This window comes from Microseira wollei NIES-4236 (assembly GCF_020521235.1).
In the GTDB taxonomy this organism is placed as follows: Bacteria; Cyanobacteriota; Cyanobacteriia; order Cyanobacteriales; family Aerosakkonemataceae; genus Microseira; species Microseira wollei.
The window spans coordinates 1-21,694 of record NZ_BLAY01000046.1 but is presented as its reverse complement, the minus strand read 5'-3'; the positions used below and the strand labels follow the sequence as shown (position 1 = coordinate 21,694).

Here is a 21,694-nt window from a genome sequence, read left to right as displayed (position 1 = left end):
AATCTCGCGACTCTAAACCCAGGATTTTTGGGAGAAACCGGGTTTTTTTGCGTAAGTCCTGAATTGGTAATAGGTAGAATTATTACCCATTAGCAATTAGCCATTAGCCATTAGCCATTACAAATCAATCTCGACTTTGACTAAATCGTTGGTAGTGCGATCGCGTCTAAATCCAACTTTTTCGCAAACGCGCTGCATGGCTGTATTTTCAGCTAGAATATCGCCCCGGACTTTGGCGAGTTTCTCATCGCGACCAACTTGCAATAGCTGTCGCAGCAACTCCGTACCCAATCCGCGACGCTGGTATGGATCGGCGACCAGCAGGGAGAATTCCGCTTCGTTGACGCCGTGCAATTTGCTCAAACGTCCAGCTGCGAGAATCTCGCGATCGCCTGTTTGGGGGTTTTTATATTCTGCCACGAGTGCCATTTCCCGGTCGTAGTCGATGAAGCAGATGCGCGTTAACCTTTCGTGGGCGATGCGCCGACTCAGCTTCATTAAATTGAAGAAGCGGAAATAAACGCTTTGTTCGGATAGGATTTTGTGGAATTGAACGATCAGCGGTTCGTCTTCGGGACGGATGGGACGGATCATCACTGGAGTCCCGTCTGTCATCGTCCAGGACGAAACATATTGCGTCGGATAGGGACGAATCGCGGGTTTGGGGAGTTCGTCTTCTCTTGTATCCGGTGGATGGAGGACGATGCGCGCATCGAGGGCAATTAGTCGATTCGATGAAGCCAGCAGGGGATTGATGTCAATTTCCTTAATCCAGCGCTGTTCTACCACCAATTGGCTAAATCGTACCAGAATCTGTTCCAGGGCGGCGAGAGCGACGGGTTTGCGTCCGCGCACCCCTTGCAGCGCTTTGTAGATTTTGGTATTTTCCATCATCCGCCGCGCCAGGGTGGTGTTGAGGGGTGGAAGAGCGATCGCGCTATCTTTATACACCTCTACCAATTGTCCCCCAGAACCGAACAGCAATACCGGACCAAACTGAGGATCGATGCTGCTACCGATAATTAATTCGTAACTGCCATCAGGATCGTACATCGGCTGCACGCTAACGCCCAAGAAATGCTCCAACCCCACTTTCTCGCTCACCGATGTTTTAATCTTTTGATAAGCCCAGCGGACTGCTTCTGGGTCGGTGAGGTTCAACTGTACGCCACCGACGTCGGTTTTGTGGGTAATCGTTTTGGAGAGGAGTTTGAGGACGACTGGGTAACCGAGGGAATTGGCGATCGCAACTGCTGTGTCTTCGCTATCAGCTTCCGCTGTTTTGGCAATCGGAATCCTATATGCTGCTAAAATTTCCTTCGATTCCACTTCGGTGAGAATGGTTCGACCGGACTGGCGTACCCCTTCCAGCATCTGCGCCACCATTGCGCGGTCAAGTGCGCCTTCCCCATCTGGAGGCATCATCGGCGTTTCGTAGATACCGCGCAGGTTGTAGCTGTACTTCCACATTAAGTTAAACAGGCGCGCGGCGGAATCTGGATAGCGATAGGTGGAAACGCTGGCGCGGTTTAAAATTGTTTCCCCTGTGGTGACTTCATCTCCTCCCATCCAACTAGCCAAAACTGGTTTGTCGGCACTTTGCGCGTGGTGTTTCAATTGTTCGGCGATTTCGGTAGGATTGGTCATTGCTTGGGGAGTCAGAATCACCAACAAGCCATCGCTATTGGGATCTTTAACTGCTACTTCCAAAGCTTTAGTGTAGCGTTGCGGGTCGGCATCGCCGAGAATATCGATCGGGTTACCGTGACTCCAGTGGGTGGGTAAGAATTGGTTGAGGGCGGCGATCGTTTCCGGTGCTAATTCTGCCAGTTCTCCTCCTGATGCAATTAAGGCATCCGTTGCCAGTACTCCCGGTCCCCCAGCGTTGGTGATAATACTCAATCGTGGGCCTTTTGGCAGTCGGGGTTGTTTGGAGAGAACTTCTGCCATATTAAACAGTTCGGAGATGCGGTTAACCCGCAATACCCCGCAGCGACGAAATGCCGCATCGAGTACTTCGTCTTTACCTGCCAAACTGCCGGTGTGGGAGGCGGATGCTTTGGCGGCGGCTTCAGTTTGTCCGGCTTTAATTACAATAATCGGCTTCGTCAGCGCCACTTCTCTGGCGGCGGAGAGAAATGACTGGGCATTTCCCACCGATTCCATATATATAACGATGCTTTGGGTGTTGGGGTCATCGCCGAGATAATAAATTAAATCGCCCCAATCCACATCAAGCATCGAACCAATAGAAATGAAGGCACTAAAACCGACGTTTTCAGCCAAACTCCAGTCGAGGACTGCGGTGCAAAGCGCGCCGCTTTGGCTGATGAAACCTACATTACCGGGTCGCGCGATCGTGCTGGCAAAGGTAGCATTTAATCCCGTGCGCGGATTCATCACCCCCAAGCAATTGGGACCGATAATTCGCATTTTGCCCCGCGCTTTTTCCAGGATTTGCCGCTCTAATTCTATACCGGCGGCGCCGATTTCCTTAAATCCGGCAGAAATAACGATCGCGCCTTTCACTCCAGCCTCTACGCAGTCGCTGACGATCTCTGGTACAGTCGCTGCTGGGGTGACAATCACCGCCAAATCAACTCGTTCTGGGATGGCTTTGATGTTGGGGTATGCTTGAATGCCCAAAACGCTGTGTCGCTTGGGATTGACGGGATAAACGGTTCCCCCGAAAGGATTGCTAATCAAGTTCCACAGGATAGTCCGCCCCACGCTACCGGGTTTGTCCGTTGCACCGATAACGGCGACAGTTTCTGGCGTGAAAATTGAACTGAGGGGTTGGCTTTCGGCACGCAGAATGTCATAAGCCGGATCGGTGGTGGGTTTGATCGATTTTACGGTTACCATTTTGACGATTTCTCCAATCGATGCTAGGACTCTCTGTTTTGAGGAAATGGCTTAAAAGCCGATATATCCTATCAGTTTTGAGCCGTCTGAACTTTAATAACTTCTTAACAACTTCCTCTGCCTAAGTTTCGCGTTTCTCTACTTAATTACACCTTAGCGGAACTGGCGCGTGACTGTCAGTTAGCTAGATCACTTTTAAATCAGAAAGCGATCGCATCACCACACCAGTGGGATGCGATCGCCTGATTCGTAGTGGCGCTGTCTTCCCCCAGTCGCCCTCAAAAAAAGTAGAGGCCGGTTTTACCAGATTGCTCGTGGTTGGCGCAGAATCCTTAGTTAAACTCGCCCCTACTCTAATGCAAAATTAGTCAAGTTTTTTGACAATTCTGATAATTATTGTGCTTTCTGCCTTCAGTTTTGCCGGACTAGATCGCATCTGGCATCACTTTCGTAGGCTGTTGTAAAAGTGGGAACGCCTAGCTGGCAACCCTTCCATCCTGCTTGCACCGATACGTTAAGCATTTCGCAAGCACCGCCGCGCCGTCCAATCGGTTTGTAATGCTGACAGTACCGACAGGCTGAAACAGGAGGATTGAAAGCTGTCATAATCAATTTTCCTTTAATTTGCTCTTTTCCAGGCCAGATGGGTATCTTGTCAAAGTATGCATGAATTTTTTTACAACTGTCTGCAATTTTTAAGATTTGCAATTAAAACATTGCATTTTTTCACAAAAGTTCATTAAGTTAGCATGGCTCAGTTATAAGGTAAAGAAATGTATCAAAGGCTACTCTATTAAGTTTAAGGTAACTCAAAACCACGAGGACGCTTTGGTAAACTTCTAAAACCTTTCTTAAACTCTCCTGTTTTGCCCAGGGGTTTGGAATGCCCTCGTACATTCATACAGCGTGCTTGCGTCCGGTCTAAAGCCCGCTGGTGAGAGCCTTAATATGCTAAGTGCAAGAGAACTGAGAAAGAGCAGTTTGAAGATCGGCTCTGGGACTGGGGACTGGGGTAACGAAGAACAGTTTATCCAATCCCCCATACGCAATGCTCTGTTGAGGCGATCGCATTTGAAAAGGAGGGTTTAATTGTGTCCCCATTAAAAATTGGTATCAATGGATTTGGTCGCATCGGACGCTTGGTGATGCGAAGCGCCATTAAAAATCCGCAGATCGAGTTTGTCGGCATCAACGACCTCGTGCCGCCGGATAACCTCGCGTATTTGTTCAAATACGACTCAACCCACGGCACTTACGACGGCACAGTGGAAGCGAAAGAAGACGGTATTGTAATTGACGGACGCTTTATCCCCTGTTTTTCCCTGAGAAATCCGGCAGAATTGCCCTGGGGGAATCTGGGAACCGATTACGTAGTCGAATCTACAGGGTTATTTACCAACCAGGACGGCGCTGCCAATCACTTAAAGGCAGGTGCTAAACGGGTGGTAATTTCCGCACCAACGAAAGATCCGGATAAAGTTCCTACCCTGCTGGTAGGCGTCAATCATCAAACATTTGACCCAGCCAAGGATACAATCGTCTCCAACGCCAGCTGCACAACCAACTGTCTAGCACCTGTCGCCAAAGTGATCGATGATAACTTTGGGCTGACGGAAGGTTTGATGACCACAGTTCATGCCATGACCGCCACCCAGCCAACGGTAGACGGTCCCAGTAAAAAAGACTGGCGCGGCGGAAGAGGTGCGGCGCAAAATATCATTCCCTCGTCTACAGGGGCGGCTAAAGCAGTGGCGTTGGTTCTGCCACAATTAAAAGGCAAGCTGACGGGTATGGCTTTCCGAGTTCCTACCCCCGATGTCTCGGTGGTCGATCTAACGTTTAAGACGGAAAAAGCAACCAGCTATAAAGATATCTGCGCTGCAATGAAAGCCGCTAGTGAAGGCGAACTGAAAGGCATTTTGGGTTACACCGAACAAGAAGTAGTTTCGATGGATTTTCGCGGCGATGCCCATTCCAGCATCTTCGATGCGGGTGCGGGAATTGAATTAAATTCCAACTTCTTTAAAGTTGTCTCTTGGTATGACAACGAGTGGGGTTATTCTTGTCGAGTGATTGATTTAATGCTGTACATGGCGCAAAAAGAAGGTATTTTGAGCTAATAGCAGATGCTCAACTCGTAAACTCGTTCCAAGGCTCCCGCCTTGGAACGCAAGAATGGAGGCTCATGCCTCCTTTGCTCACAAAATAAAATGGATTATTTTGGCGTTATATCATGTCCGGTGGCATCGGTAGCCTAAGCCGGGGCGGGTTTATTTAACCCTAGCGCTGGTAGCAAATATGTTTCGTAAAACCCGCCCCTACTATACACAACCTTATGTCTCGTAAAACCCGCCCCTACTATACACAACCTTTGCTAAAGGACACGATATTATAACCGATTACAGTCCCATGAGGTACACCTTCGTTTGTGTAGGGGCAGCGTTAACGCTGCCCCTACACAAACGAAGCCTTAAGGCTGTACCTCACTCGCTTGCAATCTGCTGTGAATGTTGTTCAAATAGAGGGGAAAAATCGCTTGGCTGACCGTCATAGTTCAACATACATTCATCAATAAAAACCCATTTTTGAGCGCTGCGAGTCCATAAATTTCCCACAGGTTTCAACCAACTGGTATCATCAAGAGTACCGGGTTTGACGTTGGTAATTTTTGGGTTACGTGCTGGGTTGTGAAACAATCTCGTCCCGCAGTCTCCACAGAAAAAACAAATCACTTCGCGATCGCTATCCCCTTTCCGACTCCATTGTTTTGGTTCTCCCCGCAGGATCTTAATTGCCTCGCGCGGGACTGGCATTGACATCCCAAACGCGCTAGATGACTGCTTTTGGCACTCTTGACAATGGCAGACATAAAGTGTCAGAGGTTCAGCGTGTATTTCGTACCGTATCCGCCCGCATTGACATCCGCCATAATACGGATAATTCATACAATAGATTATACAATGTATCGATTAATTTTACATGAGTCGAGAGCGATCGCACACCCCGCCCCCTTCATTAATAAACACCCAGTTAGCAATTAGCAATTAGCAATTAGCAATTATCCCGCAGACCTTTTTCGCGTAACAGTTCGTTTGCCCAAACCATATCTTGTTCTGATAGAGGCGGGACGGGTTCTTGATGATAATCGATGCGATAATCGTAGCCTGCGCGATCGTAAATACCTGTAAGCAACTCTGGTAAATTAACAATAGGTTCTACATCTTCCTCGCGCAAAGGAAGCAGAAATACAGGTAAAGAGTCGCGCAGATTGAAAGGATAAAGTTCGGCAAAGGGGCGGCGATCGCTGCGACTGACTAAAACACGATAATCGCTTTGAATGGGATTGTTAAGTATTGGCATAGATTGCCATCCTCGCAGCAAATCTATTTCAATCAAATGGGTTAAACTGCCTAAAATACTCTGGCGTTTTTTGAGGTAAGTGATTCGTCCTTCTCCATTGCGTTTGTTAACTGGGGAGAGGATTTCAATCGCCGTCACAACTTGTCTAGTTGCCATTTCTCGCACTTCCAGGTAAGCCTGTTTAATTTTTTCAGGCATTGGGACTTTGACAGTAGTAGGAACAGTTGTAGTTAAAGTAGCAACCGAACTGGTGGGAACATTGGGGTTATTAGGTTGGCGTTTAATCGCGACATCGGGAATGCCAACTAATAGCGAGTCGCCGTTATTGTCGTTGGTATCGTTAATTTCATAGATGCGTTTTTCAATCGCGATCTCATATTTAGGGCGAATTTGAGGAACTAGGGATTCCGCAATCAGGGAAATTAACCAATGGTGAGTTTCCTGCCAAAAATCGGGGTGTTCTAAGTAGGGGTCCATTCCGGGAAAGGGTGAGGGCATAGGGCAGTCTCCAGATGTATTGATTTTTCAATCATTTTAGCACTGGGTTTTTTTGACTAATTGATATCGCGTGCGGTAGCAATGGTATTGTATAATTTTTGATGTTGTAGGGGCGGGTTTTACCAACCAATCTATGGAACCACGAGATATTTCGTTAAACCCGCCCCGGCTGAAGCTACCGATGCAACCCGACATGATATGAGAGCGATCGCGCGCCTATAAATTAGCAAATAGCTACCAAGTATTTGAGGTAAGATAGTATTAAACATTCAGCAGAGGTAGAGAAATGCAACTAGAAGATTATTTTGAATTTTTAGATCCAGATGACATCCGGATCAAAGGACATCGCATCGGCATTGACGATGTGATTGATTATTACCTGCAAGGATATTCGCCAGAACAGATTCTGGAAGAGTTGCCTACCTTGAATTTGGAAAAGGTTCACGCAACGATTACCTATTATTTGCACAATCGTGCCGAGATGGATGCTTATATGTTGCGGTTGGCGAGGTGGCGGGAACAACGCTATCAAGAATGGTTAGCTAATCTGCCACCTTTTGCACAACGTTTGAGAGCAATAAAAGCGCAACGAGAACAGGAGTTGCTAAATCGGTCGTGAAAATACGTTTTTTAATAGATGAAAACTTATCGCCTAAGCTGCAATCTGCGGTTTTACGCCTCAACCCAGGGATAGATATTCTGCGTGTGGGCGAGTCAGATACACCACCGCTAGGAACATTAGATCCAGAACTGTTGCAGTATCTAGAATTATCGCAAAGATTGTTGGTGACAGATAACCGCAGAAGTATTCCTGGGCATTTGGAAGACCATTGGGCAACAGGTGGACATAGTTGGGGAGTGATTTGGTTGCGTCCAAGTGGGACAATACGCAGTTGGGCAGAAACTCTTTTTCTGATTTGGGAGACTACCGAGGCTGAAGAATGGATTGATAAGATAGATTGGATTCCATATTAGGGGATTGCTGGGATGCGATCGCGTCAATTAGGATATGCGATCGCGATCTTTATACAAGAATAACTAACCGTTTCTCAAATACTTGCTCAGAAATTCCAATTGATTTTGCATCTCTTCGGCGGTTTTAGTAGCGATCAATCCTAAAATGGCGCGTAATTGTTCGCCGATTGAATAATCTTGTGACAACAAGGCTATTCCTGCATGGGTTTTACCTTCAGCGATAAATTCTGTATGTAGCTGACAGAAGTCAGCAATGTTGTGACTGTATAGCACTCGGTTTTGGGATGTTGCTAAATTCAGTTGTTCTTCATCAAGTTGCCCTTCTGTCTCAGTTTCTAGAACGGTAATGACATCAACATTCCTGGCTCGCAATGCGCGGATTAAATCTTTATCCATTGAATCTTCATCGATGTATAGACGAATGGCACTCATGTTTGGTTGTTAGTATTTTGTTCGTAGAACAGTTCCAGGCGTTTCGCTTCAGCAGCTTGGGCAGCTAAGTCAGCTTCAATCTCTTCTTTGTTTGCATGGTAATATGCCAGTGCAGCATAAACCTCGGCAAGGTTTAAATGTCCAATGCGGTCAGAGATTTCCTCTGCATTGAGTCCTCGTTTATACCACAATACGATGCGTCGAACGGTAACGCCTTTGCCTGTAATATGAGGACAACCCCCGTGCAAGCCAGGTGTACGAGTAATCAATGTACTGATATCAATTTCAGTCGCTGGCATGGCGATCGCTTTCCTCCTATTCGCTTGTCTTTTATATCTCTATACTTTGAGGATAGCTTAGCCCTAGAAATTTAGATAGGCTTGCGATCGCATGTCAGATGGGGATGCGATCGCGTTTCGGGTGCGTGCGATCGCGCTGCATTAGGAATCCCCTGAATCTAAGTCCTCTGTTCCTTGGTTTTCTGAAGCTGAGGGAAGCGAGACTCGAATGTTAATGTCAATTGTTACTGTATCTTGATTATTTTGAACCACACCTATATTAACTATCTTTACTAATGGCTCTATCTGCAAAGAATTATTTGATTTAGATTTAGTAGACGACTTAGTTTTATATCCTGCTTCTTCTAGTGAGTTATTAATATTTCTCCAGTTACTTACTTTAGTTTCATTCGGTATATCTACCATTCTTTTAAAGTACTGATATAAAGTTTTGCACACATAAACCTCAACACCCTTGGGACTCTGAATCAGCTTGCGAGCCATTTCAGCCGGACTGTAACCGCACAGTAACCCGCGTAGATAAAGCTTTTCCCGCTCCGTCAGTCCCTTTCTAGCGCGAGGAGACACTTGCCGCTTGGCTTCTGCCAGATCTTGGTATAGCCTTTCCAAATCCCAGTTATGTGCAGCCTCTGCAAACATCTCGTCGTTAGCCATTGCAGGATGTCTGGATAAATTGATAACGTAATACTAACTAAAATTATAGTGCCAGTTAGGTGTTTACTAAGTATAGCTAGTTTAGTATGGTAATAACCAACACGGTTGAGCTTGATGAGAAGTAAGGCTAATGGGTGCTTCTCAGGGTGTAATCAGAGTCACGGGCATCAAACCAACGTAAATATTTGCAACAATCTCCGACTTTTCGCATCAAAGTTGGGGCTTAAGCCAGATCAAAGGTAGAAATTCGCGAGACATTGCATAGCGGCGGGATGAGCAGTATGCGATCGTTCCGCGAGCGAGCAACATCCACCTTTCTGGCGTGCGTTTCTACTAGGAAATCTACCAATATAGTTCGCTCTAATTAACTGATGCGCTCGCTGGAGTAACGAGCAATGGTCTGGGATCTTTTATTGCAAGCTGCTGCCGGATTCATTCTTGGTGCAGCGGTGGGTTATGGGGTTGCTGCGATTATTGATGCTCTTTCAAGAGCCTTTGCTGAGTTATGGAAAAACCTTGTTGCTGCCACTAGAGCAATTTGGGGATATGTAACAGAAGCTACTGAATATTGTTTGGCGAGTATAGCTCAAATATTAGACAACAACTGGTCTGAGATTGAGTATTACTTGCGTCAAGAAATTGGATATCGTCGAGAGTGGTTGGTAGCTGTTTTTAGGGATGGTTTAGAAGTATTTGTTGTCTTTGTAGATCCGAGTTTATCACAAGGTCGTTCTGTCCCCTTCAAAATCGGAGAACTACCACCAGGAAATGAAGCTCAGTTGCCTAGCGTCCAAAATCCGATAGTCACTGAGCTAAAACTGTGAACTAGAGCCAGACTAAATGATTTAAAGAGGAAAGAAGATGGGCTTTTTTACATGGTTAGGTAGCCAGTTAGATAGATTAGCAAGCGAGGTTTTTAACTGGTTGCGTGATGTAACAACCTGGTTAGCAGAAAAGCTAACAGCTTTTTTGAAAGCCCTATTTACTGGCTTACAAAAACTTTGGGAAACTGCAATTGCCAGTGTTTTAACAGCAGCCTTTGGATTTGCATCTATTTTGTATGTTATCTTCTACGCTGGCTCAGTGCTAGGCGAGACGATAATGGAAATTTGGGATCCTAGATATGTTAACAGCAAGCCCTCACAAGTTTTCAAGTTGAAGCAAGCACCTCAAAACACACCACTGCCTAAACGGTCAGAAGCTCAAACATTGCTGATTGAAGATTGGAACTAGAAGATTAGAAAAACAGAGGTTAAAGTATGCTAAATAAAAATAATGCCGAAAGAGTTTTTCTGGAAATAGGCTTTCGTTCTCCTGAACGTGAGGGCAGTTTAAGAAGCATCGAACTGTTGGGATTACCAGGTCAAAAACTAAAGAATAATGAATGTGTTGTCAGCGAAAAAGTTCAACAATTCTTTGATGATTTAATTGTCAGGAAAATATTCCGTCAGAGTCGCCGTATACCCGACTGTAATTTTGAATACATCAAGATCTGGCTATACGACACAGAGATCGGCGACGCTGAAAGGGGGTATGCTGTTCCAAAGATTGATAAAGGCGATTTAAAAATTAGCTCAAATGTTCTTTCTTCTAAGTTAGAAAGAATCTATGTGCTTGATAACGAGTTAACAGGTCGAGAATACGACCGATGGAAGGAAATGGCTGAGAAACTATTTAGTCCGCTATTCAGGGATTTCATTGCACCACCAGAACTGCCAGATATCTTGGCTGATAACCCCTTTGCCAAGTTTGTATAAAAAATGACTGATAGCGTAGATGATTATGGCAAAATGAAACGAAATCTGTTTTTTAATGCCTTAATTATCCAGATTGATTGAAATCCATAAAATGGGTCAAAATTGAACTTTTATTTGACTACAAGAGGTTATTGCTATGCCACGAAGCGAGCCACCGCGAAACAGAAACTTAGATGCTTGGTATCCTGATGATAAAAGGGAAACACCTCAGCGTGAAAAAGGTAAAGGCTTGGATTTTATGCCTCGCCTTTTTGGGGGTGATAAACCTTCTAAAAACTCTTTAGATATCTGGGAAAAATTAGCTGCGATCTGGCCTAGCAAGATCGCACCTATTCTCATCGAACAATTTGGACTAGAAACCACTTTATATGCGATCTTGTACGCTGGAAAAGACCCAGATGAAATCATTATGGAAATTTGGGATCCCCAGCATGTTGAAAGTAAACCGTCACAAGTCTTTAAATTTAAGGGGGACAATAAGGATTTCCCTGAAACCAGGTCGCAAGCTGAAGTCATGTCTTTGACCAATTGGGATTAATCATTGTTGAGTTGATGTTGATAATCTAGGTAACAAATCATGCCGCGAGTTGATAAATTAGCAGCTTTTCGGGAAGCTGCTGGAGAAAACCCCACCTCTAACAATGGCAAAGATGATGCGGAGTATAGTTTGATAGACAATGAAGTAAATCGCCCAGCCAACCAAGAACAGAATGGCAACAAAGCTTCAGAATCATCCATAGATTTTAGCCCATACCTCAGAGAAGCTAAATACACTATAGATGATGTGGTGATACCGCATAAAACTAGAAATATGGTTGATTTAATGTTGGCTGAAATTCAGTATCAAGATTTAATATTCAATGAGTGGGGAATGAGTGAGAAGCACAAGCTAGATAAAGCTTTATCCATCAACTTTTCTGGGCCTCCTGGTACAGGTAAAACTATTACGGCTGAGGCGCTAGCTCATGCGCTGAACAAGAAAATCTTAGTTGTACCCTACCAACAACTTGAGTCTAAGTATGTTGGCGATACTCCAAAAAATATTGCTAAAGCTTTTGAGTTTGCTAGCAAACAGAATGCAGTTTTATTCTTCGATGAAGCAGATTCTTTCTTAGGAAAGCGTCTTGAAAGCGTTACCCAGTCAACTGACACAGCAGTTAACTTAACCCGTAGTGTGATGCTCGTGCAACTTTCTTCATACGAAGGAATTGTAATTTTTGCGACTAACTTAATCCGTAACTATGACCCTGCTTTTATAAGTAGAATTCGATGGAAAGTTGAGTTTGAGTTACCGGATGAAGCAGCGCGAGTCAAAATTTGGCAAGCTCAAATTCCCAGTAAGCTTCCCCTAGATCGGTCAGTAAACTTTGAGGAACTGGCGAAACAGTTTGACCAAATTTCTGGAAGGGACATCAAAAATGCTGTTTTTCAAGCTGTAGTTGCTGCTGCCAGAGAAGATAAACCCAAAGAAGAAAAGCGGGTTACTCAGTCTCACTTGATTGAGGCAATGACTGAAATCATTGAGGCAAACAAGGCGTCTAAAAAGTCAGAGTATACACTTACTCCCGTAGAAGGTAATGTTCAGTTACCACCGCCACCTCCTAATTTAGAAAACAAAAATTAAGCTATTCACATACACTTACTCTGGTCACAGGTGCGATCGCTCTCAATTCCACCAATCCTAAAAGACTTCGCCCTCACTCTAGCTACAGGTGCGATCGCTCTCAATACCACCAATTCCAAAAGACTTCGCACTCACTCTCCCCACAAATGCGATCGCATCCCCTCCCATCCACCAATCCCAAAAGATCTCGCTCACCATCTCCCCACAGGCGCGATCGCATCCCCTCCCATCCACCAATCCCAATAGCGATCGCCTGGTCGTATTGCTGGTGGTACTGCTGTTGCGGGGTGGATTTGCTGCTGTTTTAACGAGTAAATTTTGCTTAAGGTAAGTTAAGATTAATAGAGTAGGTAATTTCTACTCCACTCGTTTGTAGTTGAGCATTTAGCCCTAAACCTTTTAAATTTAATATTTAAAGCTCAACTACAAGCTTGTACCATAGATTGCAGCAAATCAACCGAAGTAATTAACCATGAAATTAACAGCAACAGAACAAGGCTTATTAATCCCTAAAGAACTCTTAGGAGAAAACCAAGAGTTTGAGATTATTCAAGAAGAGGGAAAAATTATTATTATCAGCATCAAGAAAACATCTTCTATTTGGGATTTAGGTTCAAATCCTGTGGAATGTGATGTAAAAGATGGCGCAATTAACCACGATTATTATCTGTATAACCCATGAAAAAAATCTACTTTTTGGATACAAGCTATATTCTATCTCTAGAAATTCAAAATGACTCTGCCCATCAACGGGTATTACAAAATTGGGCTACTTTAGCAATCTCCAACGTTTTTTTAGTAACAACAACATACGTTTTTGATGAAGTTGTCACTTTTTTTAATAGTCGAAACCTTCATTATAAAGCAGTTGAAGTTGGGAATCGCTTATTGGAAAGCCCAGATATAGAATTAATCCAAATCGATCAAACTTTATTTGATCGGGGATGGCAATATTTTCAAAAGCATAAAGATAAATCTTACTCTCTCACTGATTGTTTATCATTTATCGTTATGCAAGAACGAGAGATTGTTACAGCTTTAACCTTAGATAATCATTTTAGTCAAGCTGGATTTCAAACTTTACCATAATAATTTAATTACAAAAACATCGCCCTCACTCTTGCTACAGATGCGTTCGCGCAGCGTGCCGGAGGCATATCGCGACAGCGATGGGTAGCATTATCGCTCTCTCATCCATCAATCCCACAAGCGATCGCCTGTTTCCCACACCATTAAACAAACAGACTCGCATCAACGCCAAAAAAACCTGCCAATGCGATCGCTTCCTCCTGACTAATCTTCCGTTTCCCTGAAACTATCTCGCTAACAACATCACTTTCGCCCAAAATTTCCTCTAAATCCTTCGATTCAACGCTCTGCTGTTCCATCAAAAACAATAACATTGAATGGGGATTTGAAACGTTCCCTGGTTGATAGAACTCTTGCTCAAACTTTTCAATTAAAGTGACCAGTAACTCATAAAGCTCATTTTCCTCTGGCGTTCGGTTAGAAAGGTGCATCAACTCCTCAACAATCGCCAAAGCCTTTTCATTCTCCGCTTCAGTTCTAATCTCTACCATCTCAAATAGATTCATAGCGATCGCACTACTTCTTCAAACTCGCGCAACGCCACACTAGAGCCAATTTCCCAGCCGCGATCGCAATATTGAGGAATTAAAGTTTTGAGATCGTAACTGGGAAACCACCGACTCCTTTGAGACTCTCGATACTGCTGTGAATCGAACTGATAGATCGATAATTGACTTTGACGGTAAATCCAGAGTTCCAAAGGCGAAATTGCTTGATAATCTTCTGGTTTAGTGGCGCAAGTCAGGTCAATTTCAATAACTAAATCTGGGGGAGGATCTGTTTCTAAATCGATGCGTTCTTTCCCTAAAATACTGCCGCGATTGTCAATATAAAAACAGTAATCTGGTTCGATTCCCTGTTGGTTAATCCGTTTCAGCGTAATTGGGGTAAATGCATCCCAATCTTTCCCTTGATGTCGCAGCAAAGCTTTGACAAAATCTGCTAGCGAATCTGCATCTTTACCATGTCTGGGTAATGGTGAAATAATTCTAATTTCTTGGGTTTTACCGTCGTAGCGAATTCTCAATCCAGCTTTATCTTCTCGACGCGCTAGCAATGCCTCATAATCTTCCCAAGTCCTGAATCGCAGAATCAGTTCGTCCCCCGCCGCCAGGGAAATTGTATCTTCAGTAATTGTGGGTAATGTCATATTTCAATCCCCCGATCGGGAGCGCGTGTTGCTAATCTTAGCAAAATTACACCTAACACCAGAGCGTTCGCGTAGCGTCTCCGTCAGGAGAATCGCGCAACTGCGTGACAAAGGCGTATCCCACTATAAACAGTAGTTTGTATTCTATTATACCAAAAAACTGCAACTCAAAGGCGATCCCAAAGAAATTGTAAATTTGATTACAATATGAACAAAATTACCCATTCCCCTGTTGGCGTCGCTAGACTGAGGCTATAGGAAGGGTAGTAGGTAAATATATGGTGATGGCAGCGCAAGAGAAATCTCCTGGGTCATCTAGAGAGCGATCGCTCGTTTTATGGTTCGATGAAGTCGGGATCGACGATATTCCCTTGGTGGGGGGTAAGAATGCTTCGTTGGGAGAAATGATTCAACAGCTGACTGGGAAAGGAGTTAGCGTCCCAATGGGGTTTGCAACTACAGCCTATGCGTATCGTTATTTTATCGAGACGGCTGGAATAGAAAACAAGCTGCGGCGGTTATTTGCAGACTTGGATGTGGAAGATGTGAACAACTTGCGGGAGAGGGGGAAACAGGCGAGAGCGTTGTTATTGCACACACCGTTTCCGGGGGAATTGCGGAATGCGATCGCCAAAGCCTACGAACAATTGTGCAGTCAATACGGCACCGATGTAAACGTCGCCGTCCGTTCTTCCGCCACCGCCGAAGACTTACCCGACGCCAGCTTCGCCGGACAACAGGAAACCTACCTCAATGTGCAAAGCGTCCAAAGCGTATTAGAATCTTGCCATAAATGCTTTGCTTCATTATTTACAGATCGGGCAATTTCTTATCGTCATACGAAAGGTTTCGATCACTTTGCAGTTGCGCTTTCCGTCGGCGTGCAAAAAATGGTACGTTCTGACTTAGCTGCTTCCGGGGTAATGTTTTCTATCGATACCGAAACTGGCTTTAAAAATGCCGCATTAATTACCGCTGCCTACGGTTTAGGAGAAAATATAGTGCAAGGGGCAGTTAATCCAGATGAATATCTGGTATTTAAGCCCACTTTAAAACAAGGATTTCGCCCAATTGTAGAAAAACGGCTGGGTACGAAAGAATTCAAACTCATTTGCGACGATGGTGGCTGCAAAATTACCAAACAAGAACGAGTCACCTTAAGCGAACAGCAACAATATGCCCTCACCGATGAGGAAATTCTACAACTAGCACGTTGGGCTTGCATTATTGAAGACCACTACAGCGAAGTGCGGGGAACTTACACCCCGATGGATATCGAATGGGCGAAAGATGGAGAAACGGGGGAATTATTTATCGTCCAAGCGCGTCCGGAAACAGTACAATCCCAAAAACGGAACAATATTTTACGCAGCTATCACCTGGAAGAAAAAGGCATAGTTTTAGCAAAAGGTCGCAGCGTTGGGGAAGCAATTGGTCAAGGGAAAGTCCACGTTATTTTAGATCCGCATAAAATTGACCAGTTCAGAAATGGGGAAGTATTGGTTACCAATAAAACCGACCCAGACTGGGAACCAATTATGAAAAAGGCGAGTGCAATTGTCACTAACGCTGGCGGACGTACCTGTCACGCGGCAATTATTGCCCGCGAGTTGGGAATTCCCGCAATAGTAGGATGCGGCAATGCAACGGATGTTTTGAAAACAAGTCAAATAGTAACTGTTTCCTGTGCGGAAGGGGAAGAAGGACGAGTTTATGCAGGGTTATTGCCTTTTGAAGTCAAAGAAGTGACCTTAGAAAATCTGCCCCGCACCCGCACCAAAATTATGATGAATGTGGGTAACCCAGAGGAAGCATTTAGTTTGGCAGCAATTCCTAATGATGGGGTTGGATTAGCACGGTTAGAATTTATCATCGCTAACCATATCAAAGTGCATCCGCTGGCATTGATTAAATTTGACGAATTAAAAGATGCAGACGTCAAAGCTCAAATCGCCGAAATGACTGCCCGCTACAAAAACAAATCCGAGTTTTTTGTAGATAAGCTAGCACAAGGTATGGGTAAAATTGCTGCGGCGTTTTATCCCAATCCTGTAGTAGTGCGGATGAGCGATTTTAAGAGCAATGAATACGCCAATCTTTTGGGCGGTAAACAGTTTGAACCGGAAGAAGAAAATCCGATGCTGAGTTGGCGGGGTGCTTCTCGCTATTACGATTGGCGATATCGGGATGCGTTTGCTTTGGAATGCCAAGCTTTGAAGCGAGTCCGGGATGAAATGGGTTTGACTAATGTTATCCCGATGATTCCTTTTTGCCGCACGCCAGAAGAAGGGAAAAAAGTGTTAGCTGAAATGGCGAAACATGGGTTATCTCGTTCCCAGGCTGAGCCTGGGAACGAGATAACGCAGGCTCAGCCTGGGAACGAGGGCTTACAAGTTTATGTAATGTGCGAGTTGCCGAGTAATGTAATTTTGGCGGATGAATTTAGCGAGGTGTTTGATGGTTTTTCGATTGGTTCTAACGATCTGACTCAATTAACGTTAGGATTGGATCGGGATTCGGCTTTAGTGGCGCATATTTTTGACGAACGTAACGCAGCGGTGAAGCGGATGGTGAAGATGGCGATCGCATCTGCCAAACGCAACAATCGCAAAATCGGCATCTGCGGTCAAGCACCCAGTGACTATCCCGAATTCGCCCGCTTCTTGGTTGAATTGGGAATAGATTCCATCAGCTTAAATCCGGATTCGGTGTTGAAAACGCTGCTAGATGTCGCCCAAGTAGAAGGCATCAGCTAAGATTACAGCGGCTTGCAGCCGCGTGAGGTACAGCGCTTTCGCTTCGTTTGTCAAGCGCGCACCATGCGCGGGTGCGCGCTTGACAAACGAAGGTGTACCTCACTCAGCACGCAATCCGCTATAATGGTGCGTTACAGAAATTGTTAACGCACCCTAAGCAATCAGAGCAATTACCAATTACCAATTACCATAAATCTTCGTGTCACTCAAATGAGTTTCACTCGAACGTGCGACTGGGCGATTTGCGTTGTGTTGTTCAGAATGAGATCGAGAGTAATTGCTAAATATTATCGTCTATTAATGGAGAAAGACAATGATTAATCCGATCGGCGCACTAGCTTGGGCTTGGCTGATAATTATAGGCGGATTAATGATTACCCCTGGCGGTATAGACTGCATTGTCTGTGGCCCGGTAATCAGTAGAGTAATTGGCGTAATTTCCATCCTGATCGGTGTCTCAGGATTTGTTGTCAGTCTGCGTCAAAGGTCTGTTGGTAGTTAAAAACAGCACAGTTAAATTTGCGATCGCTTAGAAATCTCATCCCCAACCCTTCTCCTTTGAAAGGAGAGGGGCTTTTTACCTACTGCAAGCGGGAGAGTGCGATCGCCTCAACTAAACTTAACAATTCTTTGCATCCCCATCTGCAATCAAGCCGAAAACAACTATGGGGAATTCCCAGGTTTCTTGGTAGAGTTGGGAATAGATTCGATCGGTTTAAATCCCGATTCGGTATTGAAGAGGCTGCTAAATCTTGTTCAAGTTGAAGGTGATAGCCACGCTTGAGTCAGCTTGAGAGCAATTCGCGATCGCCAGCCCGTTATAATTGAAAAAACTTTCCGGACATAGGTCGATGTCTTGTGTATCAACATTATCTACCTAACCCAAAATATCTTTCATACAGGGCTGAAATATTGCTCGCGGAACTTAAGCATGGAGATGGTAGAGAAGATGGTGGAGGAGAAATGCATCTAGTTTTACCAGATCAAGGAAGAATAAACAATGTTAAAGACCATCAAATCTTTCTTCAATCCTCTGCGGATAAAAATCCCATTTTTGTTAGACATCATCATCGTTTCCGACCCGGAACAGATTAAAAAAATCGAGACTTCCGGGGATGTAGACCGCTTACATGCATACGATACAGCCTCTTTACCAGGATGGGTGAAGTTTTATTTTCGGTCTACGAAGTTCCATGACGATAAGCGCGACTTGTGGTTTTGCCCGTTTGAATCCACTGCCAATCCTACTTATCAGCCAAGACGCGCTTATCTTGAGGAAAAAGTTGCCACAAGTTATAGCCAAGAAGATGTTAAAACCATCGCCGAATTGTTGAAAAATAATGCGGCGGACGAGGTGCTTGCCCATGCAATGGTGCAAGTAGTTAACCGGAGATTCTTCGGGGAAGAGATTCCCCTGCATATTACCAAAACAGCCAATAATACAGTCCAGAAAATTACCGAGGCTATCTTGCCTTGGAAATATATACGCGGCATCAAAGCGCAGCAGGAAATCATGAGTTACTGCGAACACCACCTAGCCAAAGATGTCCATATTCTCGATGTTGGACATCTTTGGCTAGGTGGTTCAAACGACGGCAGGGGGGTTAAGAAAGTTAAAAGATAACCTCGATAAACCTGTGGAAGAAATCTTTACAGAACATCCCCTAACGCCCCAAGCACCTCGGATCGCGATCAAATCATCAACTTTTGATGGTATGCTCTCATCTCCCACAACTCCAGGCAAGACAGTAGTGCTAATGCAAATCGGCAAAGCTGCTGCCAAAACTCACGACATATTCTTTACTTTTGGGGCGGGAAGTTCAGAACGAGCTTGTGTTTTCAAAGATTTCTTTCTCGCCTTTATGAAGGATTTGCAGAAAGAGTTACAGCGGATTGCCGCCGTATGAGGTACACCTTCGTTTGTGTAGCGGCACCCTTAAGGGTGCCGCTACACAAACGAAGTCTTAAGACTTTTTCTCACTCAGCAAGCAATAGGCTGTAAAGGCATCACAATCTCAATTACAGAGTTAGAAATTAGAAGTACCCTCAAGGGTACTGTCACCTCACCTTCTCCCGCTATACCTTTTGAGTTAGTGGGAGCTAGTTGAAGATCAATCGCTCTTTTGTAATTCAGGAATATTGCTATGTTTGGAATTCCTTGGCATAAGCTACCTACCCCTATTGCCCTGTTTAAACTGCTTCAGTTCCGCAATGCTTTGCGGGAAAATAACCTTCACGATACATCACAAATACCCAATAAAGATGAATTACCTAAACCTGTTCCAAGTCCTAGCGATCGCCATTTGGTGGTTCGTACTGCTGATGGAAGTTACAATGACCTCGACCATCCGGAAATGGGGATGGCGGGTACTCGATTTGGACGCAATGTGCCGCTCTCTGATGCTAAAGTTGATGCAAAAAATCTCCTAAACCCAAATCCTCGCAATGTCAGTCGAGTGTTATTGACGCGAGATAAATTTCATCCAGCAACTATCTTAAATCTCAATGCTGCTTCCTGGATTCAATTCCAAACCCATGACTGGTTCACTCATGGCAATAACCAACCAGATAATAAAGTTGAAATCCCTGTAGAAGAGGATGACCCTTGGCGGCAAGAATATGGCAAGATGGAGGTCAAAAAAACTTTAGCAGACCCAACTCGCCACGATAATAGTAACCCTCCCACTTTTATTAATGAGGTGACCCATTGGTGGGATGCTTCGCAGATTTATGGTAGCAACCAGGAGACTATTAACAAACTCCGCTCCCATGTAGATGGGAAAATGATTATTGATCGGGATGGCTTTTTGCCGATGCACCCAACAGACGGGATTGACGATGTAGGTTTTCCCGGTACTTGGTGGGTGGGTTTAAGCATGTTGCATACTTTGTTCGTCAAAGAACATAATGCTATCTGCGATCGCCTAAAGCAAGAGTACCCTGAATGGAGCGATGACGATCTGTTCGACCATGCTCGATTGATTAACGCTGCTTTGCTAGCTAAAATCCATACCGTAGAATGGACGCCCGCCATCCTGCCCCATCCTGCCACCAAGATTGCCATGAATACCAACTGGTGGGGACTGCTGGGTCAGGATTTCAAAAAGATGCTGGGACGCATCGGTGACAGCGAAATGCTCAGTGGCATCATCGGCTCATCAACAGATCATCATACTGCGCCCTACTACCTGACTGAGGAATTTGTCTCTGTGTATCGGATGCATCCTCTGATTCCAGACGAGTTGGAATTTTATTCGCACCAAGATGGTCGATTCGTGGTGAAGAAAGAGTTTCGCGAAGTGTTTGGTAAGCAAACTCGTGGCTTCATGGAAGAAGTGAAAATGTCCGATTTATTCTACTCGTTTGGGATTGCTCATCCTGGTGCCGTGACGTTGCATAATTATCCGCATTTCCTGCGCCAATTAGTCAAAGATGATGGAGAAATTTTTGATTTGGCTGCGGTTGATATCATTCGCGATCGCGAACGGGGCGTTCCTCGTTACAATCGTTTCCGAGAAATCATGGGTCGAGGGCGGGTAAAATCTTTTGCAGAAATTACCAGCAATCCACAGTGGGCGAAAGAACTGCGCGAAGTCTATAACAACGACATCGACAGTGTAGATTTGATGGTGGGTTTGTTTGCAGAAGATTTGCCAGAAGGCTTTGGTTTTAGCGATACTGCTTTTCGCGTATTTATTCTGATGGCTTCCCGACGACTGAAAAGCGATCGCTTCTTTACCAAGGACTACAGGGCAGAAATTTATACCCAATTAGGTTTAGATTGGATTGACAATAATTCTTTCCTAACGGTCCTTCGCCGTCACCACCCCGAACTTGCACCCGCTTTAGTTGGTGTGGAAAATGGTTTCGCACCCTGGCGTCGCTTGGGAACCCCTGTCAAATAGACTTCTCTAGAAAACAACCTCAAGCGCAGGCAGGATGCCCACCCCACAAGAGTTATTGGACAAGTATAATAGACCTCTCCCATAACTCTTGTGGGATAGGCGTCTCAGATGCCCACCCCACAAGAGTTATTGGACAAGTATAATAGACCTCTCCCATAACTCTTGTGGGATAGGCGTCTCGCCTGCCCACCCCACAAGAGTTTTTGGACAAGTATAATAGACCTCTCCCATAACTCTTGTGGGATAGGCGTCTCAGATGCCCACCCCACAAGAGTTATTGGACAAGTATAATAGACCTCTCCCATAACTCTTGTGGGATAGGCGTCTCGC

The 21,694-nt window shown here is 44.8% G+C and carries 26 protein-coding genes; 16 read left to right on the top strand and 10 right to left on the bottom strand.

Annotated features, from left to right (window positions below; translation table 11 throughout):
* Window positions 1–117: 117 nt before the first annotated feature.
* The gene (locus tag MiSe_RS16770) at window positions 118–2,865 is read right to left on the bottom strand and encodes a bifunctional acetate--CoA ligase family protein/GNAT family N-acetyltransferase (protein ID WP_226582181.1); all 2,748 of its coding nucleotides are present in this window, start codon (window positions 2,863–2,865) and stop codon (window positions 118–120) included.
* Window positions 2,866–3,276: 411 nt separating this feature from the next.
* Window positions 3,277–3,471: a hypothetical protein gene (locus MiSe_RS16765; RefSeq protein ID WP_226582178.1), complete on the bottom strand. Its 195-nt coding sequence runs from the start codon at window positions 3,469–3,471 to the stop codon at window positions 3,277–3,279.
* 485 nt (window positions 3,472–3,956) lie between these two features.
* On the opposite strand from MiSe_RS16765, the gene gap reads away from it, so the two are divergent.
* Window positions 3,957–4,985 carry a type I glyceraldehyde-3-phosphate dehydrogenase gene (gene gap / locus MiSe_RS16760; RefSeq protein ID WP_226582175.1) on the top strand — a complete coding sequence of 343 codons (1,029 nt, stop codon included), beginning with the start codon at window positions 3,957–3,959 and terminating at the stop codon, window positions 4,983–4,985.
* Window positions 4,986–5,348: 363 nt separating this feature from the next.
* On the opposite strand, the gene MiSe_RS16755 is transcribed toward gap, so the two are convergent.
* The gene (locus tag MiSe_RS16755) at window positions 5,349–5,810 is read right to left on the bottom strand and encodes a GFA family protein (protein WP_226582172.1); all 462 of its coding nucleotides are present in this window, start codon (window positions 5,808–5,810) and stop codon (window positions 5,349–5,351) included.
* A gap of 106 nt (window positions 5,811–5,916) precedes the next feature.
* Window positions 5,917–6,723: a DUF4058 family protein gene (locus MiSe_RS16750; protein ID WP_226582169.1), complete on the bottom strand. Its 807-nt coding sequence runs from the start codon at window positions 6,721–6,723 to the stop codon at window positions 5,917–5,919.
* Window positions 6,724–7,009: 286 nt separating this feature from the next.
* On the opposite strand from MiSe_RS16750, the gene MiSe_RS16745 reads away from it, so the two are divergent.
* On the top strand, window positions 7,010–7,342 hold the full coding sequence (locus MiSe_RS16745) for a DUF433 domain-containing protein (RefSeq protein ID WP_226582166.1): 333 nt from the start codon (window positions 7,010–7,012) through the stop codon (window positions 7,340–7,342).
* Window positions 7,339–7,698 carry a DUF5615 family PIN-like protein gene (locus tag MiSe_RS16740; RefSeq protein WP_226582163.1) on the top strand — a complete coding sequence of 120 codons (360 nt, stop codon included), beginning with the start codon at window positions 7,339–7,341 and terminating at the stop codon, window positions 7,696–7,698. The genes MiSe_RS16745 and MiSe_RS16740 overlap by 4 nt, the downstream gene beginning before the upstream one ends.
* 63 nt (window positions 7,699–7,761) lie before the next feature.
* Here the strand turns inward: MiSe_RS16740 and MiSe_RS16735 are convergent, their stop codons facing one another.
* The 3 genes from MiSe_RS16735 to MiSe_RS16725 form a co-directional block, all read right to left on the bottom strand.
* Window positions 7,762–8,130, bottom strand: a complete 369-nt coding sequence (locus MiSe_RS16735) for a DUF5615 family PIN-like protein (protein ID WP_226582160.1) — start codon at window positions 8,128–8,130, stop codon at window positions 7,762–7,764.
* The gene (locus tag MiSe_RS16730; RefSeq protein WP_226582157.1) at window positions 8,127–8,429 is read right to left on the bottom strand and encodes a DUF433 domain-containing protein; all 303 of its coding nucleotides are present in this window, start codon (window positions 8,427–8,429) and stop codon (window positions 8,127–8,129) included. Before MiSe_RS16730 ends, MiSe_RS16735 begins: the two co-directional genes overlap by 4 nt.
* Window positions 8,430–8,570: 141 nt before the next feature.
* Window positions 8,571–9,083 (bottom strand): helix-turn-helix transcriptional regulator, encoded by a 513-nt coding sequence (locus MiSe_RS16725; protein WP_226582155.1) that lies wholly within the window; start codon window positions 9,081–9,083, stop codon window positions 8,571–8,573.
* A 395-nt stretch (window positions 9,084–9,478) separates the two neighbouring features.
* Here MiSe_RS16725 and MiSe_RS16720 point away from each other — a divergent pair, with 395 nt between their 5' ends.
* The 8 genes from MiSe_RS16720 to MiSe_RS16685 all read left to right on the top strand — a co-directional run bounded on the left by MiSe_RS16720 (window position 9,479) and on the right by MiSe_RS16685 (window position 13,553).
* On the top strand, window positions 9,479–9,907 hold the full coding sequence (locus MiSe_RS16720; RefSeq protein ID WP_226582152.1) for a hypothetical protein: 429 nt from the start codon (window positions 9,479–9,481) through the stop codon (window positions 9,905–9,907).
* 37 nt (window positions 9,908–9,944) lie between these two features.
* Window positions 9,945–10,316 carry a hypothetical protein gene (locus MiSe_RS16715; protein ID WP_226582150.1) on the top strand — a complete coding sequence of 124 codons (372 nt, stop codon included), beginning with the start codon at window positions 9,945–9,947 and terminating at the stop codon, window positions 10,314–10,316.
* 26 nt (window positions 10,317–10,342) lie between these two features.
* On the top strand, window positions 10,343–10,840 hold the full coding sequence (locus MiSe_RS16710) for a hypothetical protein (protein WP_226582147.1): 498 nt from the start codon (window positions 10,343–10,345) through the stop codon (window positions 10,838–10,840).
* Window positions 10,841–10,976: 136 nt separating this feature from the next.
* Window positions 10,977–11,378 (top strand): hypothetical protein, encoded by a 402-nt coding sequence (locus tag MiSe_RS16705; protein ID WP_226582132.1) that lies wholly within the window; start codon window positions 10,977–10,979, stop codon window positions 11,376–11,378.
* Window positions 11,379–11,417: 39 nt separating this feature from the next.
* The gene (locus MiSe_RS16700; RefSeq protein ID WP_226582129.1) at window positions 11,418–12,464 is read left to right on the top strand and encodes an ATP-binding protein; all 1,047 of its coding nucleotides are present in this window, start codon (window positions 11,418–11,420) and stop codon (window positions 12,462–12,464) included.
* Between the two features lie 30 nt (window positions 12,465–12,494).
* Window positions 12,495–12,710, top strand: a complete 216-nt coding sequence (locus MiSe_RS16695; protein ID WP_226582126.1) for a hypothetical protein — start codon at window positions 12,495–12,497, stop codon at window positions 12,708–12,710.
* Between the two features lie 226 nt (window positions 12,711–12,936).
* Window positions 12,937–13,146: a hypothetical protein gene (locus MiSe_RS16690; RefSeq protein WP_226582122.1), complete on the top strand. Its 210-nt coding sequence runs from the start codon at window positions 12,937–12,939 to the stop codon at window positions 13,144–13,146.
* Complete coding sequence (locus tag MiSe_RS16685; RefSeq protein WP_226582119.1) at window positions 13,143–13,553, top strand: type II toxin-antitoxin system VapC family toxin; 411 nt, start codon at window positions 13,143–13,145, stop codon at window positions 13,551–13,553. The genes MiSe_RS16690 and MiSe_RS16685 overlap by 4 nt, the downstream gene beginning before the upstream one ends.
* Window positions 13,554–13,696: 143 nt before the next feature.
* Here the strand turns inward: MiSe_RS16685 and MiSe_RS16680 are convergent, their stop codons facing one another.
* A complete protein-coding gene (locus tag MiSe_RS16680; RefSeq protein ID WP_226582116.1) occupies window positions 13,697–14,059 on the bottom strand; it encodes a helix-turn-helix domain-containing protein in 363 nt (120 codons plus the stop codon).
* Complete coding sequence (locus MiSe_RS16675; RefSeq protein ID WP_226582113.1) at window positions 14,056–14,703, bottom strand: Uma2 family endonuclease; 648 nt, start codon at window positions 14,701–14,703, stop codon at window positions 14,056–14,058. Before MiSe_RS16675 ends, MiSe_RS16680 begins: the two co-directional genes overlap by 4 nt.
* A 278-nt stretch (window positions 14,704–14,981) precedes the next feature.
* On the opposite strand from MiSe_RS16675, the gene ppsA reads away from it, so the two are divergent.
* The 5 genes from ppsA (at window position 14,982) to MiSe_RS16650 (ending at window position 21,364) form a co-directional block, all read left to right on the top strand.
* A complete protein-coding gene (ppsA, locus tag MiSe_RS16670) occupies window positions 14,982–17,459 on the top strand; it encodes a phosphoenolpyruvate synthase (protein ID WP_226582110.1) in 2,478 nt (825 codons plus the stop codon).
* 313 nt (window positions 17,460–17,772) lie between these two features.
* On the top strand, window positions 17,773–17,961 hold the full coding sequence (locus MiSe_RS16665) for a hypothetical protein (RefSeq protein WP_226582107.1): 189 nt from the start codon (window positions 17,773–17,775) through the stop codon (window positions 17,959–17,961).
* 498 nt (window positions 17,962–18,459) lie between these two features.
* Complete coding sequence (locus tag MiSe_RS16660) at window positions 18,460–19,083, top strand: hypothetical protein (RefSeq protein ID WP_226582104.1); 624 nt, start codon at window positions 18,460–18,462, stop codon at window positions 19,081–19,083.
* A complete protein-coding gene (locus MiSe_RS16655) occupies window positions 19,040–19,366 on the top strand; it encodes a hypothetical protein (RefSeq protein WP_226582101.1) in 327 nt (108 codons plus the stop codon). Before MiSe_RS16660 ends, MiSe_RS16655 begins: the two co-directional genes overlap by 44 nt.
* 237 nt (window positions 19,367–19,603) lie before the next feature.
* Window positions 19,604–21,364 carry a peroxidase family protein gene (locus MiSe_RS16650; protein WP_226582099.1) on the top strand — a complete coding sequence of 587 codons (1,761 nt, stop codon included), beginning with the start codon at window positions 19,604–19,606 and terminating at the stop codon, window positions 21,362–21,364.
* Between the two features lie 104 nt (window positions 21,365–21,468).
* Here MiSe_RS16650 and MiSe_RS16645 read toward each other — a convergent pair.
* Window positions 21,469–21,694 (bottom strand): hypothetical protein (locus MiSe_RS16645; protein WP_226582096.1); only part of this gene is annotated, 226 nt, incomplete at its 5' end.

Excerpts from the sequence above, each read along its gene's own strand:
- MiSe_RS16770 (WP_226582181.1), bottom strand. The coding sequence starts at position 2,865 with ATGGTAACCGTAAAATCGATCAAACCCACCACCGATCCGGCTTATGAC.
- MiSe_RS16765 (WP_226582178.1), bottom strand. The coding sequence starts at position 3,471 with ATGACAGCTTTCAATCCTCCTGTTTCAGCCTGTCGGTACTGTCAGCAT.
- MiSe_RS16755 (WP_226582172.1), bottom strand. The coding sequence starts at position 5,810 with ATGAATTATCCGTATTATGGCGGATGTCAATGCGGGCGGATACGGTAC.
- MiSe_RS16750 (WP_226582169.1), bottom strand. The coding sequence starts at position 6,723 with ATGCCCTCACCCTTTCCCGGAATGGACCCCTACTTAGAACACCCCGAT.
- MiSe_RS16745 (WP_226582166.1), top strand. The coding sequence starts at position 7,010 with ATGCAACTAGAAGATTATTTTGAATTTTTAGATCCAGATGACATCCGG.
- MiSe_RS16735 (WP_226582160.1), bottom strand. The coding sequence starts at position 8,130 with ATGAGTGCCATTCGTCTATACATCGATGAAGATTCAATGGATAAAGAT.
- MiSe_RS16730 (WP_226582157.1), bottom strand. The coding sequence starts at position 8,429 with ATGCCAGCGACTGAAATTGATATCAGTACATTGATTACTCGTACACCT.
- MiSe_RS16725 (WP_226582155.1), bottom strand. The coding sequence starts at position 9,083 with ATGGCTAACGACGAGATGTTTGCAGAGGCTGCACATAACTGGGATTTG.
- MiSe_RS16720 (WP_226582152.1), top strand. The coding sequence starts at position 9,479 with ATGGTCTGGGATCTTTTATTGCAAGCTGCTGCCGGATTCATTCTTGGT.
- MiSe_RS16715 (WP_226582150.1), top strand. The coding sequence starts at position 9,945 with ATGGGCTTTTTTACATGGTTAGGTAGCCAGTTAGATAGATTAGCAAGC.
- MiSe_RS16710 (WP_226582147.1), top strand. The coding sequence starts at position 10,343 with ATGCTAAATAAAAATAATGCCGAAAGAGTTTTTCTGGAAATAGGCTTT.
- MiSe_RS16705 (WP_226582132.1), top strand. The coding sequence starts at position 10,977 with ATGCCACGAAGCGAGCCACCGCGAAACAGAAACTTAGATGCTTGGTAT.
- MiSe_RS16700 (WP_226582129.1), top strand. The coding sequence starts at position 11,418 with ATGCCGCGAGTTGATAAATTAGCAGCTTTTCGGGAAGCTGCTGGAGAA.
- MiSe_RS16690 (WP_226582122.1), top strand. The coding sequence starts at position 12,937 with ATGAAATTAACAGCAACAGAACAAGGCTTATTAATCCCTAAAGAACTC.
- MiSe_RS16685 (WP_226582119.1), top strand. The coding sequence starts at position 13,143 with ATGAAAAAAATCTACTTTTTGGATACAAGCTATATTCTATCTCTAGAA.
- MiSe_RS16680 (WP_226582116.1), bottom strand. The coding sequence starts at position 14,059 with ATGAATCTATTTGAGATGGTAGAGATTAGAACTGAAGCGGAGAATGAA.
- MiSe_RS16675 (WP_226582113.1), bottom strand. The coding sequence starts at position 14,703 with ATGACATTACCCACAATTACTGAAGATACAATTTCCCTGGCGGCGGGG.
- ppsA (WP_226582110.1), top strand. The coding sequence starts at position 14,982 with ATGGTGATGGCAGCGCAAGAGAAATCTCCTGGGTCATCTAGAGAGCGA.
- MiSe_RS16665 (WP_226582107.1), top strand. The coding sequence starts at position 17,773 with ATGATTAATCCGATCGGCGCACTAGCTTGGGCTTGGCTGATAATTATA.
- MiSe_RS16660 (WP_226582104.1), top strand. The coding sequence starts at position 18,460 with ATGTTAAAGACCATCAAATCTTTCTTCAATCCTCTGCGGATAAAAATC.
- MiSe_RS16650 (WP_226582099.1), top strand. The coding sequence starts at position 19,604 with ATGTTTGGAATTCCTTGGCATAAGCTACCTACCCCTATTGCCCTGTTT.